The organism is Nostoc sp. (assembly GCF_036917615.1).
Classification (GTDB): domain Bacteria; phylum Cyanobacteriota; class Cyanobacteriia; order Cyanobacteriales; family Nostocaceae; genus Nostoc.
Genome location: NZ_JBALCZ010000012.1, coordinates 129,302 through 141,070 on the forward strand (window position 1 = coordinate 129,302; position 11,769 = coordinate 141,070).

Here is an 11,769-nt window from a genome sequence, read left to right on the forward strand (position 1 = left end):
ATCTCCTTCGTATCATACCTGTTTGCTATGCTACCTATATAATTGACTGTACACGGACAACAACGCGCAATGATGCCAACAATGCCCCAGAATCGTTGTTTTCTGAATATTCCTGAAAAATCTCGGTCAAATAATCGTCGATTTCTTCCGGGTGCTTAAGGAAGTACTTTTGTTCAAATTCATCGAGTGTTCTAAATTTTCTTACGCCTTAGGTACTCCTTTTTCAATAAATTATCTGGCTCACACAGTTTTCTTAGATAATGACTATCCTTAAATAATAAGGAAATCAGATCAGCGTAAATTGCCAGCAGGTGTCAGATGCTGCAACCAGAACAAATATTACAAGATCGTTATCAAATCCAACGCCAACTCGGCAACAATGGAATTCGTCAAACTTGGCTAGCAAAGGATTTACAAGGCTCTGATGGCGAAAATTCGACCGTTGTGGTCAAACTTTTGGCTTTTGGCGGTACTGTACAGTGGGATGACCTGAAACTTTTTGAGAGGGAAGCACAAATTCTTAAACAGCTAAATCATCCCCGCATCCCTCGATATATAGATTATTTTTGTATCGACGATCGCACACTCTGGTTTGGCTTAATCCAAGAATATATTCCTGGTGAGTCGCTCAAGGAAAAACTTGCTGTTGGCAAAAGGTTTACTGAAAAGCGAGCTAGAAAAATTGCTGTTGAGGTTTTAAATATTCTCACCTATCTACATGAATTGAATCCAGGGGTGTTACATAGAGATATTAAACCGAGTAATTTAATCTGGGGCGAAGATAATCGGATTTATTTAGTTGATTTTGGTGCAGTTCAGGATAAAGCGGCAAGAGAAGGCGTTACTTTTACCGTTGTAGGTACTTATGGTTATGCCCCAATGGAACAATTTGGTGGTCGAGCGGTTGCGGCTTCAGACCTCTATGCACTGGGAGCGACTTTAATTCATTTGCTCACTGGAACTTCCCCTTCTGATTTACCTCAGCAGGATTTGCGACTGCAATTTACAGACCAAGTTAATCTTAGTCCCAGTTTTGTCAGTTGGCTACAAAAGTTGATAGAACCCGCTCCCGAACAAAGATTTACTAATGCCCGCGAAGCGCTAAGTACTCTCAAATCTGGTCTGGCTGTCAAATCTGTAAACAGGAATCAACTTTTACCGCTAAAAGAAATAATCAATAATTCTGGATGCGGGATAAATAATCACAATGAAACAGTCCCAGAGGAAATTCTCGGTTGGAATTGGGGCGCGTTTCTGATGCCTTGGTTGTGGATGTGGCCGAATCAAGTGTGGTATGGTCTATTCTGTTTTATACCCCACGGTTGGTGGTTAATGGCGATCGCTCTTGGTGCTAAAGGCAATGAATGGGCTTGGAAAAGTAGACCGTGGCGCAGTATTGAACAATTCAAAGCCCATCAAAGAGGCTGGGCGATCACTGGTATTCTAATTGGAGCGCCTATTAGTATTATGTTGTGGGTTCGAGCGATCGATTTGCTCAAATCTATACTGTAGTCAACTTAGTGAAATCAGCGGTTATAAACCGCGTTGTCTGGTTGTCTCGTTCCCAGTCAGAGACTGGGAATGCCTATTGTAAGGCTCCGCCTCGCTTACTCGCGCCAGAGCCGCAATTGAAGAGCATTTCCAGCCTCTGGCTGGAAATGAGGTTTTAAAAGGGTTTTGATTTTAGATTGACACAAATACACATCTGTGATTTGCTAGTGCATTTCTATCCACTCACTTGCGATTCAACTACACCTACGGGACAAGATACGTTTGTCCCTCCTAAACCACAATACCCGTTGGGATTTTTAGCCAGGTATTGCTGATGGTAAGCTTCTGCATAGTAAAATTCCGGCGCATCCAAGATTTCTGTAGTAATCTTGCCATAACCTGCACCGTTGAGAGCTTGCTGATAAGCTTCCCGCGATGCTTCTGCTAGCTGCTTTTGACTTTCGGAATATACATAAATTCCGGAACGGTACTGAGTGCCAGCATCATTACCTTGGCGCATTCCTTGGGTAGGATTGTGGCTTTCCCAGAAGACTTTTAGCAGTTCGGAATAACTAATCACTTTGGGATCAAACACAACCAACACCACTTCATTGTGACCAGTTCGCCCACTACATACCTCTTCATAGGTGGGGTTGGGTGTTAACCCAGCGGCGTAACCCACTGCGGTGGTGTAAACTCCTTTCAGTTGCCAGAATTTGCGTTCTGCACCCCAAAAACAGCCCAAGCCAAACATTGCTTTCTCTAATCCATCGGGATAAGGAGCTTTTAAAGGATTCTTGTTGACATGATGAGCAGCAGGTACTGACATAGACTGTGCCCTTCCTGACAAAGCTTCCTCAGCCGTGGGCATATTTTGCTTTTTGCCAAATCCGAATAGTGCCATTGATTTTGACTCTGATATATATCTTTACCTTATTTACTATTGTAAAGATTCTAGCGATCGCTTGGGGTTTTCTCAAAGTCCTCACTGGATTGTGTTGACCCTTACGAGATGCGTCTGGGTGTTTGTTTCACTAGTTAATGCTATATCAAGGGGAACTTGGCGTCACAAGATGGATAAAATACCGAAAATTGACCGTCAAAGGGAGCATCAAGCGAACGAACGAACTTTTCTTGCTTGGCTACGCACTTCTATTGCATTGATTGGCTTTGGTTTTGCGATTGCGCGATTTGGCATATTTTTGCGCCAGCTTAATATTGCTCTTACTCAACAAGAACCTCCAGTAAATCCATTATCCAACTCAGAAAATTTGGGTCTGGCTTTGGTAATTTTTGGAATTTTGATTATTGCGTTAGCCGCGTGGCGATATAATCAAGTTTTCTGGCAAATTGAGCGAGGGGATTATAGACCAAATAGGTTAATGGTTTGGATAATGACTGGAGTAGTAATTATTTTGGGTTTTTTAAGTATTCCTTTGCTTTTAAGGCGTGATCAAGTCCCTTCTCATTCTCCTGTTCCAATTCAACCACAGTCCCGAAAGTTGCAAAGATCAACCCTAAACCTAAATGTTAAAAAGGGGACAATTACTACTATATACAAACAAATATTTTTGTTTTTTAAATAGGTCATTATACTCGCTATTAGCAAATTATAGTAAATCTAGTGAAGATAAATTTGGATTTTCCAAGCTTGCTAATTGTTCTCTAAGCATCAAACCAAGTTTAGGATTGCCTAAGCTGCTGCTCTAACTTCTGGATTCCAATCATTAATTAACTTCTAAGCATCAAATCAAGTTTAGGATTCGTCTAAGCTGCTGCTTTAACTTCTGGGTTGCGATCAGTAATTAACTTATCTAAAGATTGGACTTTGGACAAATAAAAAAGGTTCACTAATTTTTTTCCGCGAACTAAAAATTCACATCACAAATTGCCTCAGTTTTTTTTAACTTAAGTCAAAATATTTACCGCTACTGAGCAATCCACGACAGATAAGCTAATCGGTATTTAAGCTGCATAATATAAATGTATTCCAGTTTCAATTTCCCTGTACTAGGCGCACTTTGGGGATCATGGGTTTGCTTACCCAGACGGCAGCCTAGGTTTCTAAAGATTCTGGCATTAGCTTCAAAATCTGGCACGTCAAACACTGTTCCATCCACTGCCAAAACCATAGGAGCGTTCCTTGGAGGATTAGCGTAAGTCCTAGTATTGATGAAAATAATAAAACTATTAGGTAAGATGATATATAGCAGTCTTAAATCATATGTGAAAACTTCTTTTTCTTTTTTTGGCGCTCTTCTCTTCTCTACCAGAGGCTGCGCCAACGAGACGCTTCTCTACGAGAGGCTCCGCCAACGCGAAGGCGACTTCTCTGCGAGACGCTACGCGAAGGCGGTTCTTTCATTTTCAAAAATCATTTAGGATTGCTATATTCAAAAAATTGATTTATCTAATAATGCAGTTTTCATGAAAATAGCATATATAATTTTGGCGCATAAATATCCGGAACAATTATTACGTCTTATTTACAAACTAAACACAGATGATGTTTCATTTTTTATACATATAGATAAAAAAGCGGATGATGAAATTTATCATCATGTACTGACTCAACTCATGGATTTTCCAAATGTCTCTCTCATAAAGAGATACCATTTAGCATGGGGAAGTTTTGATATTGTCAGAGCTAGTCTTGAAGGAATAAAATTAATAGTTGAAACAGGTACTTACTTCGATTATGTTATACACTTATCGGGTCAAGACTATTTGATTAAGTCAAATGAACAGATTAAAAAGTTTTTTCAAGAGAATAAAGGTAAAGAATTTATAGAGTATTTTCCACTACCTCATGCTCTATGGCATGGGGGTTTAACAAGATTAGAATGTTGGTATATCCGTTGGAACAATAAGATTTATCGTATCCCTGAAAAGCGTGAGTTTAAATCTCGTATTAACTCTTTCTTATATTCATTGTTGCTTTTGCTTGTACCGAAAAGACGTAAATTGCCTGAAGGTTTTGCTCTTTATGGAGGTTCAGCATTTTGGTGCTTAACAGGAGAATGCATAAAATGGATAAATGATTTTGTGAACCAAAACTCTAAGTTTGTTAACCGTTTTAATTACACTTTTTGTCCAGATGAATTGTTTTACCAGATTCTAATTGTAAATTCACCTTTTCAGGAAAAAATTATTAACACTTCCTTAACATATTTAGAGTGGACTATTGATTATTCTGGTCACCCCAAAATTTTAGAAAAAAATGATTTTGATAAAATTAGAGAATCAGAAAAATTATTTGCCAGGAAGTTTGATATGATTATAGACCCGGATATATTAGATATGATTGATAAAATGATATTGAGTCAATCTTAACTTGCAAATAAATTTTGAATTTTGGTCGTAGAGAAGAAATAATAAATGTTCTCGACTATTGAACTTTGGACAAAAAAGAGTGGTTCGCGTAAAATATCCGCGAACCAAACGTTATTTAAAGAATACTCAGATGATTGCTCAACGTTGACGCAGCCGCCATTCTTCGGCGAACGGACAGTCCACCAGCATCCGTGAGAGGTGAAGATAAAGTAGCTTTTGTCAATCATTTGAAATACTCAAAAAATTGATAATAAAAATGATAATCGTTACTTTGGAGCAGGATAGAGGGCGAGAGTCGCTCGCCCTCTATCCTCATTTTTTATTATCATTATTATTCAAGAATTGGACAACCTCAAATAATAGTGATATTACTTATAATAATTGAGACGAAACTGCTAAAATAGCGGATGAATTATTATGCAAATTTAGAGAACTTTGGATAAGCTTTATATAACGGAATGCGTCACACAAGCATTCACTAAAGGTAACAGCGGCCCTAATTGCTCTTGTCCATTCACTGCTAAATCGCTGTGACACAAATAAACTCTCTCAGATACACGAGACAGTAAATCTGCCAAAATCCTTCGCAGTCGTTGTTCTTCTGCCAATTTCTCATCTTCTGCTGTCCAAGGTTCGCCTAACCTGTCTCGCAGGAAAAACGGCGCACCAAACAAAGTCGCCGCGCCACCTTTTGCCCACAGGGGTGAACCAGCATCTAGCCAAAAATGCCAGCGGTGCGATCGCCTACTAGATCGATATTGAAATATGGTTGCTAAGGTGACAGCCTTTCTGGCTCCACCAATGGGGCGCACAGGGTAAGAGTTGGCGGTAATAGTACCACGTCGCAGTAGTTGAATGAATTCGATAATAGTTGTGTGAGGTGTTGTCTCAACTGGGGCAATTTGCCGTAACCTGGTGTCAATTTCCCAGTAGTGTTGGGCGGTTTCTAATAATTCCCGCAGTGCTGCTAGTTGTTCGTAGGGGAGATTGCTACCATTCCACAAAAAGCGCTGAATTGCTCTATCTAAGAGGGAAATGGGACTAGGAATTAAACGCAGTTCTTGTTGCGAACGCTGCTCTTCTAACCACTGTAATATCTCACTATAGGCTGTGGTCGCTGCATAGCCGATTCTATCCCAGCGCTCGAAGGTTGACACTGGCAGCAAGTTGGGCCGATCAGGATGCGGTACAAAGCAATAATCTGCAAGCAAACCAGCACGTACCGGGTCAATATCAGTGCTGAATGAGGAGTGCTGAATGAGGAGTGTGGAGTTAGGAGTGAGGAGTGAGGAGTTTTCTGGTGCTTGTTGCTTTCTACTTAAGACAACTAGCATTTCTGCTACAGCATCCCGATCTACGAGGCGTCCCAAGCCGGGATAAACTAGTGCCAGCATGGTGAGTAATGCGCGAATGACGGGTGAACTAACTAAGGGACGTTGGTCATTCAGCGATTCTACTTGGATGTTTTGCTTGACGAGGATTTCTACTAGAGTATAACGAGCGATCGCATCTAAACCTGGTGCAATAATTGCCACTTGTTCTGGTTCTACTTGCCGTGATTGAATGGCATTAGCAATTACCTCGGCTGTTTGCCGCAATAGTTGGGCGCGGGAGGTGGTTTGAATTGAATGCACAATCTCAGGTAAACTCAATAGTACCATCGGTTCTGTGACTAATTCCACCATCTGTTTAGCTTGCTCACCAAGGGACTCAGGAGGCGGCCCGGTCAAGATTTCTACCCGACAACGTTCTGCTAGCCCTTCTAGGTAGGTGGGGTCTGCTCCCAATCCCAATCGCACTGCACCGTCGGGATTGTAGCTAAACGCCCCGACTGCGCCTTGATCCAACAGCAACTCAAACAAAAGACGCGCTACGCTAGGATAATCATCAATATCATCCGCCAGTACCACCTGATAGCGTTTATTTAGATGCTGCTGGTAATTGCGATCGCTTAACAAATCTTGACTATAAAGTTCAGTAATAATCCCATAAGTCAGTAACCCCCTCTCTAAACACCAGTTACGCCAATCTAGGAGCAAAGAAGCTAGAAATTCCGGCTCTAAATTTGTGGTATTGTCCCGCAGACCCCTTGTCAAAATCTGGGCAATATCTTCGCAATGTGTACCACTGTAAGCTGCTAATTGCAATAAGTCTAGGATGCGACGCACCAAGCGAGATTCATTCACTCCCGCAATTCGTAAAATTTCTTCGTCTAATTGGGGACGCCAGAGTTTGGTTGCTAACTCTTGCTCCGTTTCTGGTCGCAACCGTACCGGAAACTGTGCCTTTAGGTTCAACAAGTTAATTAGCAACGGCCAAAATAAAATAACTTCATCCTGAAAAAAACCTAGTGGCGTCTTGGCACGAACCGGATATTTTCCCAAGGTCGATGTAACAATTATATCTCCTAACTCTCGACGATTATCATCATTGGCAGCTAAGACTAAAACTCCTGGCTCTGTTTGTTTAAGATCTAAAAATTCGGGTATTTGAACGCCTTTTCTACGTCCTGCTTTTTTAGTATAAAATGATTCAGTATACTGCTTTTCAGGTTGTACCCAACTACAAAATTGCTCTACCAAGCGAGCCGTCTTACCACTGCGGCTAGTCCCAACAATCCAAACCGAATGAGAAACCACAAACTTTCTCCTTGTAGATTTGCTAGTATACCTCGTGCGTTAACTTAAGGTTAATAATCACCAAATAATGCTGGATGATTGTCTGCAATGAAAAACTCAGTTTTTAGCCAAAAAATCTATTCCTTCTTACTTGCTGCTTATCGACGGTACTTACAGACTCCTGAACGTTCTTTACATGAGGCTTACGATGCAGCATTAAAGATTCAGGAAATAGAAAATAAGCATTTCAATGGTAATAAAATAGACACTGACTCAGCCATGTACAGTAGCAGCGTAATGGATTATTTTGAGTCAGACCTAAAAAAGCTATTAAAAATTGCCAGGATGCGGCTGACGGAGTTTAGAGCAAGCCGTTGGTTTCTAAATGAAGATAATCAAAAAGCTGCTCAAAAAGCAGGTATAGAGCATCCCAGTCCTTCTTTGGTTTTGGAAAAGCTAAACTTCATCGATCAAGTTATATCCAAATACACAACAATTTCTGATCAAATAACTTCCAAAGCTTTAGTAGTCAAACCTCCAGATATACCAGTTAACTCTGTGATATCTGACGACAAGTCGCTGCTTGTAAATACTCCAACATTACCACCCAAAATACAAACTCAAGACTGGCAGAAAAAACCAAAACCAAAGGGTAAGGTGGATACAACAGGCGTTTTACCACGCTCTATTTTAAGTACTATCACTCGTCTGCAAGTTGAATTAGACCCTAATTCTGAACAAGAGGTAGTTCAAAATTTTCGTCAGTCTCAAAGAAGAACAATAATATCTATCAGATTTCTTTTACTATTAATTATTGTACCACTTTTAACACATCAGATAGCAAAAGCTTTCGTAGTAGGGCCAATTATTGAGCGGTCTAGAGGCACTGAGCAAATGCAGATATTCCTCAATTCAGAAATGGAAGAGGAAGCCCTTGAAGAATTACAAAGATTTGAAGAAAAGGTCAAGTTTGAAAATCTCATTAGAAATGCCCCTCCACTATTGCCTGAGCAGATGGAAATAGAACTGAAAAAGAGGGCTATTGAGCTTTCTGAAGAATCTCGTAACGAAAGCTCTAATGCAATCAAAAATGTTTTTGCAGATATTTTATCAGTCGCTGCTTTTATCTGGCTTTTAGTCGTCAGCAAGTCTTCTATTGCTGTGATCAAAGATTTCTTTGATCATATTGTCTATGGACTTAGTGATAGTGCCAAGGCATTTATCATCATTTTGTTTACCGATATATTTGTAGGTTTCCACTCTCCTCATGGCTGGGAAGTACTCCTAGAAGGTGTATCGCGTCATTGGGGATTACCAGCACATCGAGATTTTATCTTCTTATTTATTGCCACATTTCCAGTGATTTTAGATACCATTTTCAAATACTGGATATTCCGATATTTGAACCGGATATCGCCTTCCGCAGTTGCTACTTACCGTAATATGAATGAATAAAGCATTGGGCATGGGGCATTGGGTATTGGGGAAAATTTTGGTGTTGTAAAACAATTAAAAATTATTTTTGATGTTTGATTTTTGAATTTGAGCGAAGTGGGATAATCTCAAAAATTTGGAATTTTGATGAAAAAAACACTTGCTGGATTAAGAAAGTTTAACAAAGTTATCTCCATCAGCTTACCTGTGGTGATGTCGATTTTGCTGGTGCGTATGCCATCTTTAGCGCATCAGGAACTCAGCCCGCCAGAATGTCGCGTGAAAAAGTGGGATATACCAATGTCCTTGACTGCTAAAAATCAAGATGCATTTACACAAAAGCAAAAAGCACCATTGATTAAGAGGTTACCAATTACTTGTTGTCAAGGTGATAGCTCTTGTTTGGATGAAGTACTCTATAAACAAATACCAGTTAAACAATTCAAAATTCAAAATGACGCTCGCAGACTCGCTAACGCTACGCTAACAAAATTCAAAATTGAAGATCCAGACAAAAAGGCACTGATGAGTGCGATCGCTCACAGTCTCCAATACCTGCAAACAACTAATGCTGTGACTGCTTATCAAAACTATCAGGTGGCTGACATTAAACGCGATCGCGTCTTCAAAAGCTTGAAAAGATTCCGCGAACTTCTATTAAAAACTAATTCTGCAACAGAATTACATCAAGCCATCGAGCGGGAATTTGTTCTTTACCAGTCAGTGGGTAAAGACACCAAAGGTTCCGTTTTGTTCACCGCCTATTATGAGCCACTTTACGCAGCCAGTCGTGTCCCCACAGCAGAATATCGTTATCCTGTTTATCGATTACCTCCTGATTTAAACTCCTGGTCTAAGCCTCATCCTACACGTAAGGAATTAGAAGGAGCAGATGGTTTACAAGGCGCAAAAGGGAAATTGCGAGGATTAGAGTTGTTTTGGTTTCGCGATCGCCTCGAACCATATCTAGCTCAAATTGAAGGTTCAGCGAGGCTTCAGCTGACTGATGGGACTCAAACAACAATCGGCTATGCTGGTAATAACGCTTATAACTACAAAAGCATTGGGCGAGAATTAGCGAATGATGGCAAATTACCGCTACAAGGTATGAGTATGCCAATTATTCTTAACTATTTCCAAAAGCATCCTCAAGAATTAAATACTTATATTCCGCCCGATCGCAGTTTTGTTTTTTTTCAAGAAAATCACGGTGAGCCAGCCCAAGGTTCTATCAACGTACCACTAACAGCAGAGCGTTCTATTGCTACAGATAAATCCCTCATGCCTCCTGGTGCTTTAGCGTTGATTCGCACTTCTATTCCCTTTGTTAATCCTACCGGAAAAATGGAGGAGCGTATCGTTAGTCGCTATGTTCTTGACCAAGATACCGGAGGTGCAATTAAAGGTGCAGGTAGGGTAGATTATTTTTTAGGTACTGGGAAATTAGCAGGCGATCGCGCTGGTGTTACAGTCAGCAATGGACAATTATTTTATCTATTACTCAAGTAGGGTAGCACAGCTAGCTGTGCTACCCTACGAATTGTCGGTACTTTACGCAATTGAAAACTGCTAAAAGTATGCCAACGGACTCAATACAACTGTTTTAAAATGGAGCTAATTTGCTAGGCTTCTAAATCCATTTCAGCATCGTCATCGTCATGATCATAAGGAATATCGTCAAGGTCGATCATTTCTGAAATTTCTTCTACTTCATTTAGATACTCAGATTCTTGATGTTCACGCTCTATTAGACGACCAGTTGACTTTAACCATTCCAAGAGAATAAACTCATTACTTGTACGAATTACAGGCGCTCGCTGGTTACGAGGTTCTTCACGTAAAGGACTTATAGGCATAAAAAAAACTCACTTTGAATTACGGGTCACTGGCAAAAACAGGAAAGTTTTGCACTAAGCTTAAAAGTCTTGTATAACAAGTCTTTTGTCAACAGATGAAATATTAACCATTGAGTTTTTTATTCTCTTGTCCCTCTAGTTACTTACCATTGAAATGTCTTGGCGTCAGTCCTAATAATAAATCTTCAAGCGGACACGATCTCACAAGGCACTTGGCAGCTTGGCGAGAGTTTCATACATATCAGAGGGTAATGCAGACAATCTATTCGCTACAGCGACTGCATCAGCTAAGTTGCTAAATTGACACCGGACTATATCTTGTCCATTTCCTGAAGGAAATCGCTTTCTAGCTTTGTTAGATACAGCACAAATAATCGCTAAAGCTTTGGCGAACCCATCTTTTGTCAAAATTGTTTCTTGAGCGAACCCTTCAACAGGGATAAGGCAAACCTCAAACCGATAGCCCGGTCTGGGAGAAACAGCTAGGTCGATATATGGTTTATCTTCTTTTCTAATTCGGCGTAAATATTGGGCTGTCGAATTAGTATCATGCAAATCAGTCCCAAGGGCATAAGTAAAGAAACAATCTTCTGTGAGAGATTCAGGACGGGTAATTATATCCGTTGGCATAAGTTCAAGTAATATCCGTATGTTGTCTGAGTTTGTGGCACAGTTTACTTTCCCTTCTTCTTAGCACATGTTTTGACAGTGAGATGTATCAATTTCACGCGAGGTATTGGAATACAGTTCGGCTCACTAAAAATTTCAAGTTTTGGAATGCTAAAGACTTTCATCTCTAAAGGTCTTAGCTCTATTAACTTTGAGACTATCACCCATCCCTTGGATATCTCTCAACACCCGAATAGCGGTTACTTCTTCGACGTTTGTTTACATTTATACAACGGTAAATCCCCTATTTTCACCACTTTTCAAGTTGATAGACATCAAAACTCTTTTAAGATAATCCCTATTCTGAGAAGACCTGTTCTAGGTGATCATCTTCAACTTCATTGGGCCTCATTAGGTAGATTAGCAAT

Annotated in this window: 10 protein-coding genes and 1 pseudogene; 5 read left to right on the forward strand and 6 right to left on the reverse strand. The window is 40.2% G+C overall.

What is annotated here, in order from left to right; translation table 11 throughout:
- Positions 1-318 precede the first annotated feature (318 nt).
- Positions 319-1,512 carry a serine/threonine protein kinase gene (locus tag V7K85_RS03160; RefSeq protein WP_334811194.1) on the forward strand — a complete coding sequence of 398 codons (1,194 nt, stop codon included), beginning with the start codon at positions 319-321 and terminating at the stop codon, positions 1,510-1,512.
- A gap of 214 nt (positions 1,513-1,726) precedes the next feature.
- Here the strand turns inward: V7K85_RS03160 and msrA are convergent, their stop codons facing one another.
- A complete protein-coding gene (gene msrA / locus V7K85_RS03165) occupies positions 1,727-2,395 on the reverse strand; it encodes a peptide-methionine (S)-S-oxide reductase MsrA (protein WP_334811195.1) in 669 nt (222 codons plus the stop codon).
- Between the two features lie 169 nt (positions 2,396-2,564).
- Here msrA and V7K85_RS03170 point away from each other — a divergent pair.
- Positions 2,565-2,999, forward strand: a pseudogene (locus tag V7K85_RS03170) (YidH family protein); the annotation flags it as partial.
- Between the two features lie 420 nt (positions 3,000-3,419).
- Here V7K85_RS03170 and V7K85_RS03175 read toward each other — a convergent pair.
- Positions 3,420-3,623 carry a hypothetical protein gene (locus V7K85_RS03175; RefSeq protein ID WP_334811196.1) on the reverse strand — a complete coding sequence of 68 codons (204 nt, stop codon included), beginning with the start codon at positions 3,621-3,623 and terminating at the stop codon, positions 3,420-3,422.
- Between the two features lie 295 nt (positions 3,624-3,918).
- Here V7K85_RS03175 and V7K85_RS03180 point away from each other — a divergent pair, with 295 nt between their 5' ends.
- Complete coding sequence (locus V7K85_RS03180) at positions 3,919-4,824, forward strand: beta-1,6-N-acetylglucosaminyltransferase (protein ID WP_334811197.1); 906 nt, start codon at positions 3,919-3,921, stop codon at positions 4,822-4,824.
- Here the strand turns inward: V7K85_RS03180 and V7K85_RS03185 are convergent.
- Both V7K85_RS03185 and V7K85_RS03190 read right to left on the reverse strand, forming a co-directional pair.
- The gene (locus V7K85_RS03185; RefSeq protein ID WP_334811198.1) at positions 4,821-5,051 is read right to left on the reverse strand and encodes a hypothetical protein; all 231 of its coding nucleotides are present in this window, start codon (positions 5,049-5,051) and stop codon (positions 4,821-4,823) included. The genes V7K85_RS03180 and V7K85_RS03185 overlap by 4 nt on opposite strands.
- Before the next feature lie 219 nt (positions 5,052-5,270).
- Positions 5,271-7,463 (reverse strand): recombinase family protein, encoded by a 2,193-nt coding sequence (locus V7K85_RS03190; protein WP_334811199.1) that lies wholly within the window; start codon positions 7,461-7,463, stop codon positions 5,271-5,273.
- Positions 7,464-7,541: 78 nt separating this feature from the next.
- On the opposite strand from V7K85_RS03190, the gene V7K85_RS03195 reads away from it, so the two are divergent.
- Together V7K85_RS03195 and mltA are read left to right on the forward strand one after the other, a co-directional pair.
- Entirely contained in the window at positions 7,542-8,897 is a 1,356-nt protein-coding gene (locus V7K85_RS03195) for a proton extrusion protein PcxA (RefSeq protein ID WP_334811200.1), read from the forward strand.
- A 126-nt stretch (positions 8,898-9,023) separates the two neighbouring features.
- On the forward strand, positions 9,024-10,385 hold the full coding sequence (gene mltA / locus V7K85_RS03200; protein ID WP_334811201.1) for a murein transglycosylase A: 1,362 nt from the start codon (positions 9,024-9,026) through the stop codon (positions 10,383-10,385).
- Between the two features lie 113 nt (positions 10,386-10,498).
- On the opposite strand, the gene V7K85_RS03205 is transcribed toward mltA, so the two are convergent.
- Together V7K85_RS03205 and V7K85_RS03210 are read right to left on the reverse strand one after the other, a co-directional pair.
- A complete protein-coding gene (locus V7K85_RS03205) occupies positions 10,499-10,732 on the reverse strand; it encodes a DUF3134 domain-containing protein (protein WP_196514950.1) in 234 nt (77 codons plus the stop codon).
- A 201-nt stretch (positions 10,733-10,933) separates the two neighbouring features.
- Positions 10,934-11,362, reverse strand: coding sequence for a hypothetical protein (locus V7K85_RS03210; RefSeq protein ID WP_334811202.1), 429 nt, complete (start codon positions 11,360-11,362; stop codon positions 10,934-10,936).
- Positions 11,363-11,769: the final 407 nt, after the last annotated feature.